The sequence below is a fragment of the Streptomyces macrosporus genome (assembly GCF_039533145.1).
GTDB lineage: Bacteria > Actinomycetota > Actinomycetes > Streptomycetales > Streptomycetaceae > Streptomyces > Streptomyces macrosporus.
In genome coordinates, this window is sequence record NZ_BAAASZ010000020.1 from 568,675 (window position 1) to 586,237 (window position 17,563).

Annotated in this window: 18 protein-coding genes; 13 read left to right on the plus strand and 5 right to left on the minus strand. The window is 74.1% G+C overall.

All coding sequences use genetic code 11. From position 1 onward, the window contains the following. Positions 1–249 precede the first annotated feature (249 nt). The 6 genes from ABD335_RS14540 to ABD335_RS14565 all read left to right on the plus strand — a co-directional run bounded on the left by ABD335_RS14540 (position 250) and on the right by ABD335_RS14565 (position 5,467). Positions 250–1,011, plus strand: a complete 762-nt coding sequence (locus tag ABD335_RS14540) for a metallophosphoesterase family protein (protein WP_344322750.1) — start codon at positions 250–252, stop codon at positions 1,009–1,011. 96 nt (positions 1,012–1,107) lie between these two features. Further along, positions 1,108–1,557, plus strand: coding sequence for an SRPBCC family protein (locus ABD335_RS14545; RefSeq protein WP_344322751.1), 450 nt, complete (start codon positions 1,108–1,110; stop codon positions 1,555–1,557). Then, entirely contained in the window at positions 1,554–2,822 is a 1,269-nt protein-coding gene (locus ABD335_RS14550; protein ID WP_344323048.1) for an ArsA family ATPase, read from the plus strand. The genes ABD335_RS14545 and ABD335_RS14550 overlap by 4 nt, the downstream gene beginning before the upstream one ends. A 183-nt stretch (positions 2,823–3,005) precedes the next feature. Next, entirely contained in the window at positions 3,006–3,563 is a 558-nt protein-coding gene (locus ABD335_RS14555; protein ID WP_344322752.1) for a DUF5304 family protein, read from the plus strand. A gap of 118 nt (positions 3,564–3,681) precedes the next feature. Beyond that, on the plus strand, positions 3,682–4,623 hold the full coding sequence (locus ABD335_RS14560; RefSeq protein ID WP_344322754.1) for an ROK family glucokinase: 942 nt from the start codon (positions 3,682–3,684) through the stop codon (positions 4,621–4,623). Between the two features lie 16 nt (positions 4,624–4,639). Next, positions 4,640–5,467 (plus strand): endonuclease/exonuclease/phosphatase family protein, encoded by an 828-nt coding sequence (locus ABD335_RS14565; protein ID WP_344322755.1) that lies wholly within the window; start codon positions 4,640–4,642, stop codon positions 5,465–5,467. A 37-nt stretch (positions 5,468–5,504) separates the two neighbouring features. On the opposite strand, the gene ABD335_RS14570 is transcribed toward ABD335_RS14565, so the two are convergent. Beyond that, positions 5,505–6,059, minus strand: a complete 555-nt coding sequence (locus ABD335_RS14570; RefSeq protein ID WP_344322756.1) for a hypothetical protein — start codon at positions 6,057–6,059, stop codon at positions 5,505–5,507. Continuing rightward, positions 6,046–6,816 (minus strand): alpha/beta hydrolase, encoded by a 771-nt coding sequence (locus tag ABD335_RS14575; protein ID WP_344322757.1) that lies wholly within the window; start codon positions 6,814–6,816, stop codon positions 6,046–6,048. The genes ABD335_RS14570 and ABD335_RS14575 overlap by 14 nt, the downstream gene beginning before the upstream one ends. Before the next feature lie 191 nt (positions 6,817–7,007). On the opposite strand from ABD335_RS14575, the gene ABD335_RS14580 reads away from it, so the two are divergent. The 4 genes from ABD335_RS14580 to ABD335_RS14595 all read left to right on the plus strand — a co-directional run bounded on the left by ABD335_RS14580 (position 7,008) and on the right by ABD335_RS14595 (position 10,990). Beyond that, on the plus strand, positions 7,008–7,778 hold the full coding sequence (locus tag ABD335_RS14580) for a lysophospholipid acyltransferase family protein (protein ID WP_344322758.1): 771 nt from the start codon (positions 7,008–7,010) through the stop codon (positions 7,776–7,778). A gap of 26 nt (positions 7,779–7,804) precedes the next feature. Further along, a complete protein-coding gene (gene macS, locus ABD335_RS14585; RefSeq protein ID WP_344322760.1) occupies positions 7,805–9,043 on the plus strand; it encodes a MacS family sensor histidine kinase in 1,239 nt (412 codons plus the stop codon). After that, entirely contained in the window at positions 9,012–9,740 is a 729-nt protein-coding gene (locus tag ABD335_RS14590) for a response regulator (RefSeq protein ID WP_344322761.1), read from the plus strand. The genes macS and ABD335_RS14590 overlap by 32 nt, the downstream gene beginning before the upstream one ends. A 215-nt stretch (positions 9,741–9,955) precedes the next feature. After that, positions 9,956–10,990: an ATP-dependent 6-phosphofructokinase gene (locus ABD335_RS14595; protein WP_344322762.1), complete on the plus strand. Its 1,035-nt coding sequence runs from the start codon at positions 9,956–9,958 to the stop codon at positions 10,988–10,990. A 96-nt stretch (positions 10,991–11,086) separates the two neighbouring features. Here ABD335_RS14595 and ABD335_RS14600 read toward each other — a convergent pair whose 3' ends face one another. Then, complete coding sequence (locus ABD335_RS14600) at positions 11,087–13,090, minus strand: anthranilate synthase family protein (RefSeq protein WP_344322763.1); 2,004 nt, start codon at positions 13,088–13,090, stop codon at positions 11,087–11,089. A gap of 284 nt (positions 13,091–13,374) precedes the next feature. Between ABD335_RS14600 and ABD335_RS14605 the strand changes: the two genes are divergently transcribed. Together ABD335_RS14605 and ABD335_RS14610 are read left to right on the plus strand one after the other, a co-directional pair. Then, positions 13,375–14,724 carry a class II 3-deoxy-7-phosphoheptulonate synthase gene (locus ABD335_RS14605; RefSeq protein ID WP_344322764.1) on the plus strand — a complete coding sequence of 450 codons (1,350 nt, stop codon included), beginning with the start codon at positions 13,375–13,377 and terminating at the stop codon, positions 14,722–14,724. Between the two features lie 184 nt (positions 14,725–14,908). Next, positions 14,909–15,229 (plus strand): (2Fe-2S)-binding protein, encoded by a 321-nt coding sequence (locus tag ABD335_RS14610; protein WP_344322766.1) that lies wholly within the window; start codon positions 14,909–14,911, stop codon positions 15,227–15,229. 24 nt (positions 15,230–15,253) lie between these two features. On the opposite strand, the gene bfr is transcribed toward ABD335_RS14610, so the two are convergent. Continuing rightward, positions 15,254–15,745 carry a bacterioferritin gene (gene bfr / locus ABD335_RS14615; RefSeq protein WP_344322767.1) on the minus strand — a complete coding sequence of 164 codons (492 nt, stop codon included), beginning with the start codon at positions 15,743–15,745 and terminating at the stop codon, positions 15,254–15,256. A 190-nt stretch (positions 15,746–15,935) separates the two neighbouring features. Here bfr and ABD335_RS14620 point away from each other — a divergent pair, with 190 nt between their 5' ends. Beyond that, positions 15,936–16,559 (plus strand): sulfite oxidase-like oxidoreductase, encoded by a 624-nt coding sequence (locus tag ABD335_RS14620; protein ID WP_344322768.1) that lies wholly within the window; start codon positions 15,936–15,938, stop codon positions 16,557–16,559. A gap of 24 nt (positions 16,560–16,583) precedes the next feature. On the opposite strand, the gene ABD335_RS14625 is transcribed toward ABD335_RS14620, so the two are convergent. Next, positions 16,584–17,414, minus strand: a complete 831-nt coding sequence (locus tag ABD335_RS14625; protein ID WP_425583644.1) for a deoxyribonuclease IV — start codon at positions 17,412–17,414, stop codon at positions 16,584–16,586. Positions 17,415–17,563 lie beyond the last annotated feature (149 nt).

Sequence of the window (17,563 nt, forward strand, 5' to 3'; positions counted from 1 at the left end):
GACACCGCTGGGGTACGGCCTCCGTCGGCTCTGGCCCAAGACAGGGGGGTCTTGAGGGGGACGGCCAAGGACGTTACCCATCGGTACGGGACTCGGGGTAGGGGTGGCGCCGAGATGTTCGGTGCGTCACACACCACGGACGTGTCTGGGGGCAGCGTAGTCCACCCGTCGGACGGGCGGTGGATCACCGCAGGTCGACAGGGTGCGCGGGGACTCCACGCGCCCGGCCGCGGAGCCTAGGGTGGCGTCATGCGAGTCCACGTGGTGAGCGACGTGCACGGCAACAGCCGGGACCTGGCCTCGGCCGGGGAGGGGGCGGACGCGCTGGTCTGCCTGGGCGACCTCGTGCTGTTCATCGACTACGCCGACCACACCCGCGGCATCTTCCCCGACCTGTTCGGAGCGGAGAACGCGAGCCGGTACGTCGAGCTGCGCACCGCCCGCCGCTACGACGAGGCCCGCGAACTGTCCGCCCGGCTGTGGACCGGCATCGACCGCGCGGCGGCCCTGGAGCGGGCCGTGCGCCGCCAGTACGCCGAACTGTTCGCCGCCTTCCCGACCCCCACCTACGCCACCTACGGCAACGTCGACGTGCCGCGCCTGTGGCCGGAGTACGCCGGGGAGGGCACCACCGTGCTGGACGGGCAGACGGTCGAGATCGGGGGCCTGCGCTTCGGCTTCGTCGGCGGCGGGCTGCCCTCGCCGATGCGCACGCCCTACGAGGTCGACGAGGAGACCTACGCCGCGAAGGTCGCCGCGCTCGGCGAGGTCGACGTGCTGTGCTCGCACATCCCGCCCCTGGTGCCCGACCTGTGCTACGACACCGTCGCCCGCCGCTTCGAGCGCGGCAGCGAGGCGCTGCTGGAGGCGATCCACCGGACGCGCCCGCGGTACGCCCTCTTCGGGCACGTGCACCAGCCCCTGGTGCGGCGGACCCGGATCGGCCCCACCGAGTGCGTCAACGTCGGCCACTTCAACGCCACCGGCCGGCCCTGGGTGCTGGAGTGGTGAGGGACGGCGGCCGACCGGCGCGCGGCGCGCGGTAGCCTTCCACCGCAGACGGCAGCGGATCACCGGCCGAGCGCAGCAAGCGGAGGAGCCACAGGGATGGCCGAACACACCAGGTCGAGCATCGTCATCGAGGCGACACCCGCCGAGGTGATGGGGGTGATCGCCGACTTCGCCCGCTACCCGGAGTGGACGGGCGAGGTGAAGGAGGCCGAGGTGCTCTCCACCGACGACCGGGGCCGGGCCGAGCAGGTCCGGCTGCTGCTGGACGCGGGCGCCATCCGGGACGAGCACACCCTCGCCTACGACTGGGTCGGCCCCCACGAGGTCCGCTGGTCCCTGGTGAAGTCCCAGATGCTGCGCACCCTGGACGGCGTGTACAGCCTCACGGCCCTCGACGGCGGCAGCCGCACCGAGGTGACCTACCAGCTCACCGTGGACGTGAAGATCCCCATGCTCGGCATGATCAAGCGCAAGGCCGAGAAGGTCATCATCGACCGGGCCCTGGCCGGGCTGAAGAGGCGCGTCGAGAGCGGTGGCCGGTCCTGAGCGCTCCCCGTACGCGCACGGTCCTGGTCACCGGTGGCGGCGGCACCGGACGCACCACCGTCGCCGCCGCCACCGCGCTGGCCGCCGCCCGCCGCGGACACCGGACGCTGCTGCTCAGCGCCGAGGACCCCGGCCTGCTCCGAGCCCTGTTCGACGTGACGGACGGGGAGGACGTCGGAACCGTCGGAGCCGCGGGGGCGACCGCGGACGCCGACGACGGGCCCCGCGAGGTGGCCCCCGGCCTGCGCCTCGCCCGGATCGACCCCGCGGCCGACTTCCGGGCCCGGGTCGTGGCCCTCCAGGAACGCGCCCGCTCCGCCCTGGACCTGCTGGGCGCCGAACCGCTGGACGACGACGAACTGGCCGAACCGCCCGGCGCCGACGCCCTCGCCCTGCTGCGCGCGCTGCGCCGGGCGCACGCCTCGGAGCCCGGGTACGACCTGCTCGTGGTGGACATGCCGCCGGCCGAGCGGGCCGTACGGACCCTGGCCCTGCCCGAGCAGACGCGGCGCTGGCTGCGCCGGCTGCTGCCGCCCGAGCGGCAGGCGGCCCGGGCGCTGCGGCCGGTCCTGGCCCAGCTCGCCGGGGTGCCGATGCCCGCGCGGTCGCTGTACGAGTCCGCCGGACGCCTGGATCGCGACCTCGCCGCCGTACAGGAGCTGATCGAGGCGCCGGAGACCACCGTGCGGCTGGTCCTCGACCCCGGGCCGGCGGCCGTCCGCGCCCTGCGCGCCGTCCGCGCCGGACTCGCGCTGCACGGGCTGACCGTGGACGCCGTGATCGCCAACCGGCTGCTGCCCGACACCTCGCCCGACCCCTGGCTGGCGGACCTGGCGGCCCGGCAGCGGAAGGCGCTGGACGACCTCGGGGGCGGACTCCCGGCCGACGCGGTGCCCCTGTACGGGCTGCCGCACCTGGGCCGGCACCCGGAGGGCCTGGACGACCTCGGCGAACTGGCCGACCGGATCGCCGAACCGCCGGCCCGGCACGCCCCCGCCGCGGCCGGGGAGGCGTGGACGGTGGAGGACCGGCTCGACACCGACGGCGTGCTGCTGTGGCGGCTGCCGCTGCCCGGGGCGACCAAGGAGACCCTGACGCTGGTGCGGCGCGGGAACGAGGTGGTCGTCACCACCGGACCGTTCCGGCGGGTGCTGCCGCTGCCCTCCGCGCTGCGCCGCTGCACGGTCACCGGAGCCCGGCTCGCGGACGGCGAGCTGTCGGTGCGCTTCGCGCCCGAGCCGGGGCTGTGGCCGGAACGGGACTGAGCGCCCGCCCCGGCCGACCGGCACCGCTCGGCGCACTCAACGGCGAGGGGACGTTCGGGTAACGTCGAGGGAAAGGGCCGTCCGCCCGGACGGCCACGGCCCCGCGACCCGGCCGGGGTTCCGGCCGGCGGTGCCGCGGCCGTACCGTGGCCCCGCCGCAGTTCACCGTCCCAGGAGCCCGCCATGAGCGATGCCACCGAGCGCCCCGCCGACGCCGATCCCGACGCCTGGGCCGCCGCCTGCGAGGAGGACCTCGCCGCCGAGCGGGAGCGCCGCCGCGAGCGGTACGGGACCCCGCCCGGCAGCGCCGCGGAGGAGCTGCGCCGCCTCGCCGAGGCGGTCGCCGGGAAACTCTCCGAACTCGGCGCCCCGTTGACCGGCCCGACGGCTCGGGACGTGTTCCACCAGGTCGTCGCACAGGCCAAGGCGGTGGTGGAACCCGTGGTCGAGCGCAATCCGAAGGTCTTCGACCACCTCGCCGCCGCGGGCGGCGAGCTGCTGGCCGCCTACCGCGCCGCCGTGGAGGACCAGGAGCGGCGCTGGACCCGACACGCCGCGGACCGGAGCGACGCCGCCTCGGAACGGACCCCGGAACGAGCCCCGGAGGAGACCTCGGGGAGCGCCGGACCGGACGAGGGGGAGCGGAGCGAGCCGGACCGGAGCGGGAGGGACGGCGAGGGCCGGGGCGAGAGCCGCGGAGAGGACGGCCCCACGGGTTCCGAGAGGATCGACCTCGACTGAGGTCCGGCCCGCACGGGGCCCCGACCGGCCCCGAGCGGGCCGGAACCGAGTCCGTTTCGACCCCCGCCCTCCGGTACGGTTGTGCACAGCGGGGATCGACCAAGTAACTGAGGGACACATGGGACTCACCATCGGCGTCGACATCGGCGGTACGAAGATCGCGGCCGGCGTGGTCGATGAAGAGGGCGCGATCCTCGAGACCAGCACGGTGCCCACCCCGTCCACCGCCGACGGCGTCATCGACGCGATAGCGGAGGCGGTCCGCACGGTCAGCACCGGGCACGAGATCGAGGCGGTCGGCATCGGAGCCGCCGGCTACGTCGACGACAAGCGGGCCACCGTCCTCTTCGCCCCCAACATCGACTGGCGGAACGAGGCGCTCAAGGACAAGGTCGAGCAGCGCGTCGACCTCCCCGTCGTCGTCGAGAACGACGCCAACGCCGCGGCCTGGGGCGAGTACCGCTTCGGCGCGGGCCAGGGCCACGACGACGTCGTCTGCATCACCCTGGGCACCGGCCTGGGCGGCGGCATCATCATCGGCGGCAGGCTGCACCGCGGACGCTTCGGCGTCGCGGCGGAGTTCGGCCACATCCGGGTCGTCCCCGACGGCCTGCTGTGCGGCTGCGGCAACCAGGGCTGCTGGGAGCAGTACGCCTCGGGCCGCGCCCTGGTCCGCTACGCCAAGCAGCGTGCCGTCGCCACCCCCGAGAACGCCGAGATCCTGCTCTCCCTGGGCGACGGCACCCCCGAGGGGATCGAGGGCCGGCACGTCAGCCAGGCCGCCCGGCAGGGCTGCCCGGTGGCCGTCGACTCCTTCCGCGAGCTGGCCCGCTGGGCCGGCGCGGGCCTGGCCGACCTGGCCTCCCTGTTCGACCCGTCCGCGTTCATCGTCGGCGGCGGCGTCTCGGACGAGGGCGACCTCGTCCTCGAACCGATCCGCAAGTCCTACCGCCGCTGGCTGGTGGGCAGCCGGTGGCGTCCGCACGCCCAGGTGCTCGCCGCCCAACTCGGCGGCAAGGCCGGTCTGGTGGGCGCGGCCGACCTGGCGCGCCAGGGCTGAGGGCGCGGGGGCGCGGATGAGCACGGCGGCCGGAGGCACCGGGGAGGAGCGGCCCGCGGCGGCGCCCGTGGCGGTGGAGGACCTGCCCGCCTCCCGCACCGAGCCCGACGGCTCGGCCGTGGTCCGGCTGCTCGGCTACAACGTCCGCTCCCTGCGCGACGACACGGAGGCGCTGGTCCGGGTCATCCGGGCCTGCGCCCCCGACATCGTCTGCGTCCAGGAGGCGCCCCGCTTCTTCCGCTGGCGCAAACACGCGGCCCGCCTCGCCCGGGCCGCGGACCTGGTGTACGTCACGGGCGGGGCGACCGCCACCGGGCCGATGATCCTGACCTCGCTCCGCGCCCACGTGGAGCGCGGCGAGGACGTCCTGCTGCCGCACACCCCCGGCCTCCACCGCCGCGGTCTGGCCACGGCGGTGCTGCGCTTCGGGCCGTCCGCCCGGCTGGCGGTGATCAGCTGTCACCTCAGCCTGGCGGAGAGGGAGCGGTACGCCCAGGCCGGGATGGTCCTGGACCGGCTGGCGGGCATGGGCGTGGCGGCGGGCGTCGTCGCCGGGGACCTCAACGACGAACCCGACGGCCGGGCCTTCCGCCGGCTGGCCGGGACGCTCCGGGACGGCTGGGCCACCCGCCCGTGGGGCGGCGAGCACACCTCGCCCGCCGACGGGCCCCGCAAGCGCATCGACGCCGTCCTCGTCACCGAGGCGGTGGAGGTGCTGGGCTGCGGGGTGCCCGTCGGGCTGCCGGGCGTCACCGAGGCGGACCTGCGGGCGGCCACCGACCACCTGCCGGTCCTGGCCGCCCTGCGCGTCCCCGCCGACCCCGGCCCCGGGGGCGCCGTCTGACCCGGGCCGGGAACTCGACGGAGCTCGACAAAGGGGGTCAGACGACCGCGCCGCGCCCCGGATCGTCGAACTCGTCGTCCTCGTCGTCGCGCATCCGCATCACCAGGGTGGCGAAGCCGCCGAGGAAGCCGCCGACGCCCAGCGTGGTGATCCACCACGTCACGTCCTGCTGGAACAGGACGGTGAGCACCAGCAGCAGCGGACCGCCCAGGACCGCGAGCCAGGCGAACCGGGTGGTGGTGTCCCCCTTGGGAAGCGGCGGGGGCTCGGGCGGGACGAAGTGGCCCTCCTCGTCCTCGTCGAAGTCGTCGTCGGACGGTTCGGCGGGACGCCAGTCGCGCGGCCCGGAACCCGCCGCGTACACGGTGAAACTGCGCGTCGCGGGCTCCCCGACGTCCGCGCCGGCGGCCCGGCGCCGGTCGGGCGAGTCGCCGTCGGTCCCGTCCTCGCGGTCGTCGAGGCCGCCGTCCCCGGGCCGGACGTCCGGCGGGTCGGCGGGTTCCTCGCCGTAGGCGGCCACGATCCGGGCCCAGGCGGCCTCCTCGTCCAGGGGCTCGGGACCCTCGCCGCGGTTGTGCTCACGCTCCGTCACGTGCCGTCTTCCTCGCTGTGAGGCGGGTGATGAATCCGTACGAGTCCGCGAAGATCCGCTCCGCGTCGTGGTCCAGGGTGGCCACGTGCAGGCTCCGCTCCAGCACCGTCTCCGTCACGTCGCGCGAGGAGACCCTGCTCAGGACCAGCGCCGAGTCCGAGGGTGACACGACGTGGTCCACCCTGCTGTGCAACAGCAGCAGCGGCTGGGTCACCCGGGGCAGTTCCCCGCGCACCACCCGCAGCAGGTGCCACAGGGAGTGGGCGGCGTGCAGCGGCACCCGGTCGTAGCCGACCTCGGTCACGCCCTCCTTGGCGATGTCGCCGGTGACGCCTCGGGTGGAAGGCACCAGATGGCGCAGGACCGGCAGGGCGTAGCCTTGGAGGCGAGGAAGGGTCATCGCCGGATTGACCACCACGACGCCGTCGACCGCCCGGCCGTGCCGGGCGGCCAGCCGCAGCGCCAGCGCCCCGCCCATCGACAGGCCGCAGACGAAGACCTGCTCGCAGCGTTCGCGCAGCGCGCGCAGCTCCAGGTCCACCGTGGCGTACCAGTCCTGCCAGCCGGTGACGGCCAGGTCCTGCCGGCGGGTGCCGTGACCGGGCAGCAGCGGCAGAGAGACCGTCAGGTCCCTCTCGGCCAGGTACTCGGCCCAGGGACGCAGCGACTGGGGACAACCGGTGAAACCGTGACACAACAGGACGCCGACCTCGCCGCCGTCGTGGCGCAGCGGCTCGGCACCGGGAAGCAGGGGCACGTGGACTCCGTTTCGGTGGACGGACCTCGCCACCGCCCCGCCGGGCGGGCGAGGCGGTGAGCGGGAGTGCTGCCACCCTACGCGTGCGGAGGGTGACCGGGTAGGCCGGACGACGGCGTGGGAACCGGATCGGGCGGGGGCGCACGGGCGGGGCGAGATAAGGTCTCCCCGAGACACAGGAGGTTCCTCGGTTGTTGTACGGCGTCATGAAGCTCTCCATCGGGAACGGGCTCAAGCTCGCCTTCCGCCCCTGGGTGGAGGGGCTGGAGAACGTTCCGGCCGAGGGACCGGCCATCCTGGCGAGCAACCACCTGTCGTTCTGCGACTCCTTCTTCCTGCCCGCCGTCCTCGACCGCAAGGTGACCTTCATCGCCAAGGCCGAGTACTTCACCACCCCGGGCGTCAAGGGCAGGCTGACGGCCGCGTTCTTCAAGGGCGTCGGCCAGCTCCCGGTGGACCGCTCGGGCGCGCGCGGCGCCGGCGAGGCCGCGATCAGGAGCGGCATCCAGGTGCTGGAGCGCGGGGAGCTGTTCGGCATCTACCCCGAGGGCACCCGGTCCCCGGACGGCCGCCTCTACCGCGGCAAGCCCGGCGGCCTGGCGCGGGTGGCGCTGGCCACCGGGGCGCCGGTCATCCCGGTCGCGATGATCGACACCGAGAAGATCCAGCCGCCGGGCAAGGTCGTCCCGAAGCTGATGCGGCCCGGCATCCGGATCGGCAGGCCGCTGGACTTCAGGCGCTACCAGGGCATGGAGGGCGACCGCTTCGTGCTGCGGTCGATCACCGACGAGGTCATGTACGAGATCATGAAGCTCTCCGGCCAGGAGTACGTGGACATCTACGCCACGGCCGCGAAGCGGCAGATCGCCGAGCGGGAGAAGGCCGAGAAGGCGGAGAGGGCGGCGAGGACGGCGAAGGCCAAGGGGGCCGACGCTCCGGGAGGACCGGGAAAGGCGGCCTGAGCGCCGCGGGGGGATCGGGGGAGGCAATGGCCGCGAGGATGTCGGTCGAACAGCCGCTGTGGAGCGCGCTGACCGCGTACCGCGTGCTCACCATGGGGTACGCCCTGGCGCTGTACGTCCACGCGTACGACGCGTACGTCCATCCCCTGGGCGCGGGCGCCTACCTGGCCGTCCTCGCCGTGTGGACGCTCGCGACCGTCCGGCGGGTCTCCTCCGCCGAGCGCTGCACCCTCCCGTTCCTCGCCGTCGACCTGGCCGTCGCCGTCACCGGCATCCTGCTGACGCCCCTGGTGGACACCGCCGAGCGCATCGACGCGGGCGGCCCCACCCTGCCGACCATATGGACGGCGGGCGCGGTGCTCGGCTTCGCCGTCAAGAAGGGGTGGCGGTGGGCCGCGGGCGCCTCGGCGCTGGTCGGCGTGGCCAACGTGATCGCGGCGGGCGGCTTCGCGCAGGACACCGTCCACAACGTGCTGCTGGTGTGCATCGCCAGCATCGCCATCGGCTACGTCGTCGAGGTGGCCCGCGCCAGCGAGCGCACCCTCGCGCGGGCGCTGCGGATCGAGGCGGCCACCCGCGAGCGGGAACGCCTCGCCCGCGACATCCACGACAGCGTGCTCCAGGTGCTGGCCATGGTGCAGCGCCGCGGTGCGGCCATCGGAGGCGAGGCGGCCGAGCTGGGGCGGCTGGCGGGGGAGCAGGAGGCGGCGCTGCGCACGCTGGTCTCCAGCGGTGTGGTGCCCGAGGTCCCCGCCCCCCGCGCCGGCACCGCCGTCGAGGCGGCCGGGGCCCTCGCGGAGACCGACGGGACGCGCTCCGGTGAAACGTCCTCCGACGGGACGTGCGACGTGCGCGCGCTGCTGTCCGCGTACGCCGGGACCCGCGTGTCCTTCGCCGAGCCCGGGGCCCCGGTGCCGCTGCCCGCCACGGCGGCCAGGGAGCTGGCGGCGGCGGTCGGCGCCGCCCTGGACAACGTGCGCAGGCACGCCCGGGGCCCGGCGGGGGAGGAGGCGCAGGCGTGGATCCTGTTGGAGGACGAACCGGACGCCGTGGTGGTGACCGTCAGGGACGACGGGCCCGGCATCCCGCCCGGGCGGCTGGAGGACGCCGAGGCCGAGGGGCGGATGGGCGTGGCGCTGTCCATCCGCGGACGGCTGCGGGACCTGGGCGGCAGCGCGGAGTTGGTGTCGGTGCCGGGGCAGGGAACGGAAGTCGAGTTGAGGGTGCCCAAGGATGACCAGCGAGACGACCGGCGAGGCCGGTGAGCGGGACGGGCTGCGGCCCGTGAGGGTGATGGTCGTCGACGACCATCCGATGTGGCGGGACGCGGTCGCCCGCGATCTGGCCGAGGCCGGTTTCGAGGTGGTGGCCACGGCCGGGGACGGCCCCCAGGCGGTGCGCCGGGCGCGGGCCACCGAGCCGGACGTGCTGATCCTCGACCTCAACCTGCCCGGCCTGCCGGGCGTCGAGGTGTGCCGGCAGCTCGTCGGCTCGGGTTCGGGCTCCGGCTCCGGCGCGGCCTCCGCGCCGCGGGTGCTGGTGCTCTCCGCGAGCGGCGAGCACGCGGACGTGCTGGAGGCGGTGAAGTCCGGGGCCACCGGCTATCTGGTGAAGTCGGCGAGCACCGAGGAGCTGCTGGAGGCCGTGCGCCGCACGGCCGCCGGCGATCCGGTGTTCACCCCGGGCCTGGCCGGGCTGGTGCTCGGCGAGTACCGGCGGCTGGCCGGTCGGTCCGAGCCGAAGACGCCCGACGAGCCCGCCGCGCCGCGGCTGACCGAGCGGGAGACCGAGGTGCTGCGGCTGGTCGCCAAGGGGTTGTCGTACAAGCAGATCGCCGAGCGGTTGGTGATCTCGCACCGCACCGTGCAGAACCACGTGCAGAACACCCTCGGCAAGCTCCAGCTCCACAACCGCGTGGAACTGGTGCGCTACGCCATCGAGCGCGGCCTGGACGACGCCTGATCCCCGCCTCCCCGCCCCGGCTCCTCCCCGGCGCCTTCCCGACGTCCTCCCGGTTCCTTCCCGATGTCTTCCCGGCGCTCCGCCGTCCCTCCCGGGCACGCGGCCACTAGCGTGACCGGGGCGGACGGCCGGTGGCCCGCCGGGTTCGGGGGAACCCGCGCCGGGGAAGCCGGAGGATGCCGGAATCCGGGAATCCAGGCGGAGAAGGGAATCTCATGCGGGTCGGAGTGCTGACCGGTGGCAGCGACTGCCCCGGGCTGAACGCGGCGCTGCGCGCGATCGTCCGCAAGGGCGTGCAGGAGTACGGCGACGACTTCGTCGGTTTCCGCGACGGCTGGCGCGGCGTCATGCGGGACGAGACCGTGACGCTCGACATCCCCGCGGTGCGCGGCACCCTGCCCCGCGGCGGCACCATCCTGGGCTCCTCCCGCACCAACCCCTTCCAGGAGGACGAGGGGGCCGACCGGGTGCTGGGCACCCTCGCCCGTCACGGGGTGGAGGGGCTGATCGTGATCGGCGGCACCGCGACGCTCGGTATCGCGGCCCGGTTCGCCGAGGAGCACGGCGTCCCCCTCGTCGGCGTCCCCAAGACCATCGACAACGACATCCCCCTGACCGACTACACCGTCGGCTTCGACACCGCCGTCGGCGTCGCCACCGAGACCATCGACCGCCTCCACACCACCGCCGAGTCCCACAAGCGAGTGCTGGTGGTGGAGGTGATGGGGCGCAGCGCCGGGTGGATCGCCCTCCACGCGGGCCTGGCCGGCGGCGCCAACTGCATCCTCATCCCCGAGCAGCCTTTCAGCGTCGGGAAGGTGTGCGAGTGGGTCGAGTCCCGCTTCCGCGCCACCTACGCCCCGATCGTCGTCATCGCCGACAGCGCCCTGCCGACCCCGGACGAGATCGCCCTGCCCGGCGTCACCCCGCTGCCGGGGAGCGAGTCCCGCTTCCGGCTCTCCGGCGTGGGCGAGTGGCTGGGCAAGGAGATCGAGCGGCGCACCGGCAAGGAGTCCCGCACCACCGTGCTCGGCTACATCCAGCGCGGCGGCTCGCCCAGCCCGTTCGACCGCTGGCTGGCCACCCGGTTCGGCCTCCACGCGATCGACGCGGTGCACGAGGGCGACTGGGGCTCGATGACGGCGCTGCGGAGCACCCGGATCACCCGCGTGCGGCTGGCCGAGGCGACCGCCTCGCTCAAGACGGTCGACCCGGAGCTGTACCGGGAGGCCAGCGTCTTCTTCGGCTGACGTCGGCAGGCGTCGGCCGACGGGCTCCCTTCCCCGGCCGGCCGGCCCCCGTCGGGCGGCACCGGCCCCCTTCCACCGGTGCCGCCCGACGCCGGGTCAGACGCCGGGTCGGACGCCGGGTCGGACGCCGGGTCGGACGAGGACCGCGGCCAGCAGCTCGGCGACGATCGCCGAGCCCTCCAGCGTCAGCACCGACTCCGGGTGGAACTGCACCCCGGCGAAGTGGGGGCCGCGCAGCGCGTGGACGTCCCCGACGGCCGGGTCGCGGCTCAGCTCCACCCCGTTCGCGGCCAGTTCCCGCACCGTCGCCTCGTCGCAGCGCGCGGTGAAGGAGTTGTAGAAGCCGACGGTCCGCTCGGTGCCGAACAGGTCGATCCGCTCCTGCGCGCCCTGGTACGGCTCGTCCTTGCGGACCAGGGCCAGCCCCAGCTCGGCGGCGATCAGCTCGTGCCCCAGGCAGACCCCGAACAGCCCGTGCCGGTGGTCGCGCAGCAGGTCGGCGGCGAGCGAGCGCAGCAGCCGCATCTTGGGGTCGGCCGCGTCCCGGGGATCGCCGGGGCCGGGACCGAGCACGACCGGGCCGGCGTGGCCGAGCGCCGCCTCGCGCAGCCCCGGCTCGTCGTACCGTCGCACGGTCGCCTCGAGCCCGGTGGAGCGCAGCAGGTGCGCCAGCATCGAGGTGAAGGTGTCCTCGCCGTCGACCACCAGCACCTCGCCGCGGACCGTGCCGCGGTCCTCGGCGGTCCGCATCCGCAGCCAGAACGGGGCGAGGTCGGCTCGCCGCGCGTCCAGGGCGGCCCGCACCCGCGGGTCGTCCGCCAACCCCGGCCGCGCGGGGGCGTCCTGCGGACGCGCCGGACCGGGACGCACCCCCAGCGCGGTCAGCACCCCGGCCGCCTTGGCGTGGGTCTCGGCGACCTCGCTCGCCGGGTCGGAGGCGCGCACCAGCGTGGCGCCCACCGGCACCCGCAGCCGCCCGGTGGCCGCGTCGATGTCGGCGGTGCGGATGAGGATGGGCGAGTCCAGCGTCTGGGCGCCGCCGCCGTCCCGTCCGAGCAGCGCCAGCGCGCCCGCGTAGTAGCCGCGCCCGCCGTCCTCGTACCGCTCGATCACCCGGCAGGCGTTCTCCACCGGGCTGCCGGTGACGGTCGCGGCGAACATCGTCTCGCGCAGCACGTCCCGGACGTCGAGCGTGCTGCGGCCGCGCAGCTCGTACTCGGTGTGCGCCAGATGGGCCATCTCCCGCAGCCGCGGACCGACCACCACCCCGCCCATGTCGCCGACGGTGCACATCATCTTCAGCTCCTCGTCGACGACCATCGACAGCTCCTCGGTCTCCTTGCGGTCGCCGAGGAACGTCAGCAGGTCCTCCACGGTCGGCCCGTCGGCGGGATAGCGGTAGGTGCCGCTGATCGGGTTCATCACCACGGTTCCGCCGCTCATCCGGACGTGGACCTCGGGGCTGGCCCCCACCAGCGTCCGGTCGCCGGTGTGCACCACGTACGTCCAGTACGCCCCGCGCTCCCCGACCAGCAGCCGTCGGAACAGGGCCAGCGCGTCGGCCCGGCCGTAGCCCTCGATCACGCCCCGGTAGGTGCGGCGGACGACGAAGTTGGCGCCCTCGCCGGTGCCGATCTCGTCCTCGACGACCCGGCGCACGATCTCCTCGTACGCCTCGTCGGAGAGGTCGAAGCCGCCGTCGTCGACCTGGACCGCGTGCCGGGGCAGCGCGGCCGTCACCGCGTCCAGGGGGAGTTCGCGGGTCTCGGTGGGGACGAGCACGGCCAGCGGGGTGCCGTCGTCGGTCGCCTCGAAGCCGCGCTCGCGGATCTGCCGGAACGGCACCAGGGCGAGGGTGGGCGTCTCCCCGACGGGGATGTCGGCCAGGCGCTCCACCTCGGCGACCGGACCGATCAGCACCTCCACGGTGTGCTCGTCCCGGCCGGGGGTGCGCCGCCGCAGCAGTGCGAAGGGCGGGCAGTCGTCGTCCAGCAACCGTGCGACCAGGGCGCTCGCGGCGTCCTCGGCGGCCCGTGCGGTCCGGGGCTGCTCGGGGTGCTCGGGGTGCTCGGGGTGGTCGGGCAGCTCGGGGTTCTCCATGGCGGGGTCCTTCCTTCCGTCGGGAGGGAACGGCCCACGCTCCGGGTGCCCGTGCGGACACGACGAAGGCCGCCCCTCGGGCGGCCTTCGCGTCGTTTCGTGGAGTGCGCGCGTCAGTGGGCCGCCGGAGAAGCGGGCCACCACCAGGCGGCGGCCGTGACGGCCGCCGGCGTCGTCTGCGCGAACATGTTCCGCACCCTACCGGACCCACCCGTCCCCGATTCCCTCGTCTCACCCTTCGGTCAGGGGGGTGGGCACCGGAGGGCAGCCCGTAATCTGGGTGCGTGACCGTGAACGCCAATCCCGACGCCGGTGTCAACACCTGGCGAGACCTACCCGCGGCGCAGCAGCCCGACTGGCCGGACCCCGAGGCTCTGCGCGATGTGATCGCCGAGCTCGAGTCCTATCCGCCGCTCGTCTTCGCAGGTGAGTGCGACCAGCTGCGGGAGCGGATGGCGTCCGTCGCCAAGGGCGAGGCGTTCCTGCTGCAGGGGGGTGACTGCGCCGAGGCATTCGACGCCGTCTCCGCCGAGCAGATCAGGAACAAGCTCAAGACGCTGCTCCAGATGGGTGCCGTGCTCACCTACGCCGGCTCCGTGCCCGTGGTGAAGGTGGGCCGGATCGCCGGGCAGTACAGCAAGCCGCGCTCGAAGCCGACCGAGACCCGCGACGGGGTGACCCTGCCCTCCTACCGCGGTGACTCCGTCAACGGCTTCGAGTTCACCGCCGAGGCCCGCACCCCGGACCCGCAGCGCCTCAAGCGCATGTACCACGCGTCCGCCGCGACGCTGAACCTGGTGCGCGCCTTCACCACCGGCGGCTACGCCGACCTGCGCCAGGTGCACGCCTGGAACCAGGACTTCGTGAAGAACTCCCCCTCCGGGCAGCGCTACGAGGCCCTGGCCCGGGAGATCGACCGGGCGCTGAACTTCATGAACGCCTGCGGGGTGGACCCGGAGGAGTTCAAGACCGTCGAGTTCTACTCCTCGCACGAGGCGCTGATCCTCGACTACGAGTCCGCGCTGACCCGGGTGGACTCCCGTACGGGCAACCTGTACGACGTCTCCGGCCACATGGTCTGGATCGGCGAGCGCACCCGGCAGTTGGACGGGGCGCACATCGAGTTCGCCGCCCGCATCCGCAACCCGATCGGGGTCAAGCTGGGGCCGAGCACCACGCCCGAGGACGCCCTGGCGCTGATCGAGCGGCTGGACCCGGAGCGCGAGCCGGGCCGGCTGACGTTCATCACCCGGATGGGGGCCGACAAGATCCGCGACAGGCTCCCCACCCTGGTGGAGAAGGTCACGGCCTCCGGCGCCCAGGTCGCCTGGGTGTGCGACCCGATGCACGGCAACACCTTCGAGGCGGCCAGCGGGCACAAGACGCGGCGCTTCGACGACGTGCTGGACGAGGTCAAGGGCTTCTTCGAGGTCCACAAGGGCCTGGGCACCCACCCGGGCGGCATCCACGTGGAGCTGACCGGCGACGACGTGACCGAGTGCGTGGGCGGCGGCGACGAGATCTTCGTCGACGACCTCCACCAGCGCTACGAGACCGCCTGCGACCCGCGGCTGAACCGCAGCCAGTCGCTCGACCTGGCGTTCCTCGTCGCGGAGATGTACCGCGACCAGTGAGCCGTCGGCGCGCCGGCGGTGAGCCTCCGCACGGCACGGCAGCGCACCCGTGGGGCGCGGATCACATCGGTCCGCGCCCCACGGGCCTGTTCCGGTCGGTGCGGCACAGGTAAGGTAAGGTTTACCTCACCCACTCGGGTGGGGACCCGACCCTTGTCCGGCTGCTTCGGCGGAGGTGAACCGCGTGTACGTCTGCTCGTGCTTCGGCGTCACGGAGGAGCAGATCCGCGAACACGCGGCGGCGGGTGCCTGCACTCCGCGTCAGATCGCCTCCGCGAGCAAGGCGGGCACCGACTGCGGCTCCTGCGTCCGCCGCATCCAGGGCCTGCTGGGCCGCGGCACGTGCCCGCGGCGCGAGGCCGCGAACCGGCTCGCGGCCGGCGCCCCGGCCGCCCCCGAGACCGTGCCCGCCGCACCCGCCGCACCCGCCGTGCCCTCCGTCCCCGCGGCCCCCGCCGCCGCGGCCTCCTCCGCGGAGCCCGCGCGGACCGTCGCGGCGGCCTGACGCCCGGGCCCCGGCCGGAATCCCTCAGTCGGAGGAGTCGGAGTCCGGCTGCTCGATCTGCTGGGCGATGTACAGCGGTTCGCCGAGCTTCTCGATCAGTTGGAGCTGGGTTTCGAGGTAGTCGACGTGGTGCTCCTCGTCGGCCAGGATGTCCTCGAAGATGTTGGCCGAGGTGATGTCCTCCTTGGCCCGCATCACCTTGATGCCGCGCCGGAGCCGGTCGATCGCCTCGACCTCGATCTGGAGGTCCGCCTGGAACATCTCGGTGACGGTCTGGCCCACCCGCACGTGGAAGAGCCGCTGGTAGTTGGGCAGCGCCTCCAGGAAGATGATGCGGTCGGTCAGCCGCTCCGCGTGCCGCATCTCGTCGAACGACTCCGCCCGCGTGTACCGCGCGAGCCTCGTCCAGCCGTTGTTCTCCTGCAGCTTGGCGTGGAGGAAGTACTGGTTGATCGCCGTGAGTTCGGCGGTGAGCTGCTCGTTGAGGAATTCGATGACCTCGGGGTCGCCCTGCATGCCGGCGCCTCTCTTCCGTGGGGGATCGTGGGGGACTGTGGTGGAATGGGCGCATCTTCGCACCGGTACCGTACTGCGGTCCAGTAAGTGAACTCTTGCCCGGTTTGCCGTGAATGATCTCCTCTGGTGGCGCCGTGGGCGGCACCGGACGCGGTCACCGACACTCTCCGTGGTCTGTCACCATGGAGGCATGGTGCAGCCGGAAAGCCGCGAAGGGGAACAACCGCAGCTTCCGCCGGGGCAACGGTTCCAGCGCGGCTGGCCGGTGACGCACTACGGCCCGGTGCCCAGGTTCCGGCCCGAGCGCTGGGAGTTCCGCGTCTTCGGAGCCACCGCCGACGGCGGCGTGTACCGCTGGAACCACGAGGAGTTCTCGGCGCTGCCCTACGAGACCGTGGTCGGCGACCTCCACTGCGTCACCCGGTTCAGCATGGTGGGCGTCGAGTGGGGCGGAGTGAAGGCCCGTACGATCCTCGAACTGGCGCCGCCCGCGCCCGAGGTCACCCATGTGATGGTCTGGGCCGAGTACGGATACAGCGCGAACCTGCGACTGTCGGACTTCTCCGCCGACCACACGGTCTTCGCCACCCACCGGGCCGGCGAGCCCCTCACCGCCGAGCACGGCTTCCCGGTGCGGCTGGTCGTGCCGCACCTGTACGCCTGGAAGGGCCCCAAGTGGGTGCGGGGCGTGGAGTACATGACCGCCGACCGCCGGGGCTTCTGGGAGGAGCGGGGCTACCACAACATCGGCGACCCCTGGCGCGAGCAGCGCTACTCCTACCAGGAGGAACCGGGCGACGGCCCCGAGCCGTAGCCCCGGGCCGCCGCCGGCGTCCGGTCAGCGGCGCAGGTCCTTCAGCCGCGCCACGTCCCCCGCGTGCCCCTCCCGGCCGCCCGGCGTCTCGATGACCAGCGGCACGCCGGCGGTCGCCGGGTGGCGGAGCAGCTCGCGGAACGGCTCCGCCCCGATGTGCCCCGCCCCGATGTTCGCGTGACGGTCCCGGCGGGCGCCCGCGACGTCCTGGGAGTCGTTGGCGTGGACCAGGCGCAGCCGCCCCTCGCCCGCCACCGCCGTCACCTCGTCCAGCAGCGCCTTCATGCCGCCCTCGGCCGCCATGTCGTGCCCGGCGGCGAAGGCGTGGCAGGTGTCCAGACAGATCCCGAGCCGGGGGTGCCGCTCCAGGGCGTCGAGGTACGGGCCGAGGTCCTCCGCGCGCGAGCACAGCGAGGCGCCCTGGCCGGCGGTCGGCTCCAGCAGCAGCCAGGGGTCCTCCGAGTCCTCGCCCGGGTCCAGCTCCTCCAGCAGCGGCAGCATCCGCTCCCGCACCTGGGCCAGCGCCGTGGCGCGGTCGCGGCCGCCGGTGGCCGAGCCGGTGTGCACCACCACGCCCAAGGCGCCGATCTGCCGGGCGCGGCGCAGCGAGTGCCGCAGCGAGGCCACGGACGACTCGACCGTGGCCTCGGTGTGCGAGCCGAAGTTGATCAGGTAGGGGGCGTGGACGTAGGCCGGGATGCCCTCGTCCGCGCAGGCCGTACGGAACGCCTCGTCCTGCCGCGGATCGCCGGCCGGGGTCGCCCAGCCGCGCGGGTTGGCGACGAAGACCTGGACGGCCTCCGCGCCGATCTCACGGGCGTAGGCCAGCCCCTTGGCGGCGAGCCCGCCGGCCACGGCGACGTGGCTGCCGACGGGGTTGCGGGCGCGTGGGGTGGGGAAGCGGTCGGTGCCGCCCGGGGTGGGACGGGGAGTGGGGGAGGGGGAAGGCGCGGTGCTCACACACCGAGGGTGCCAGGCCCCCGAGACGATCGGCCCGGCGGCCC

What these genes read in the sequence shown, in the direction of transcription:
- ABD335_RS14540 (WP_344322750.1), top strand. Translation starts at nt 250, where the DNA reads ATGCGAGTCCACGTGGTGAGCGACGTGCACGGCAACAGCCGGGACCTG.
- ABD335_RS14545 (WP_344322751.1), top strand. Translation starts at nt 1,108, where the DNA reads ATGGCCGAACACACCAGGTCGAGCATCGTCATCGAGGCGACACCCGCC.
- ABD335_RS14555 (WP_344322752.1), top strand. Translation starts at nt 3,006, where the DNA reads ATGAGCGATGCCACCGAGCGCCCCGCCGACGCCGATCCCGACGCCTGG.
- ABD335_RS14560 (WP_344322754.1), top strand. Translation starts at nt 3,682, where the DNA reads ATGGGACTCACCATCGGCGTCGACATCGGCGGTACGAAGATCGCGGCC.
- ABD335_RS14565 (WP_344322755.1), top strand. Translation starts at nt 4,640, where the DNA reads ATGAGCACGGCGGCCGGAGGCACCGGGGAGGAGCGGCCCGCGGCGGCG.
- macS (WP_344322760.1), top strand. Translation starts at nt 7,805, where the DNA reads ATGGCCGCGAGGATGTCGGTCGAACAGCCGCTGTGGAGCGCGCTGACC.
- ABD335_RS14590 (WP_344322761.1), top strand. Translation starts at nt 9,012, where the DNA reads ATGACCAGCGAGACGACCGGCGAGGCCGGTGAGCGGGACGGGCTGCGG.
- ABD335_RS14595 (WP_344322762.1), top strand. Translation starts at nt 9,956, where the DNA reads ATGCGGGTCGGAGTGCTGACCGGTGGCAGCGACTGCCCCGGGCTGAAC.
- ABD335_RS14600 (WP_344322763.1), bottom strand. Translation starts at nt 13,090, where the DNA reads ATGGAGAACCCCGAGCTGCCCGACCACCCCGAGCACCCCGAGCACCCC.
- bfr (WP_344322767.1), bottom strand. Translation starts at nt 15,745, where the DNA reads ATGCAGGGCGACCCCGAGGTCATCGAATTCCTCAACGAGCAGCTCACC.
- ABD335_RS14620 (WP_344322768.1), top strand. Translation starts at nt 15,936, where the DNA reads ATGGTGCAGCCGGAAAGCCGCGAAGGGGAACAACCGCAGCTTCCGCCG.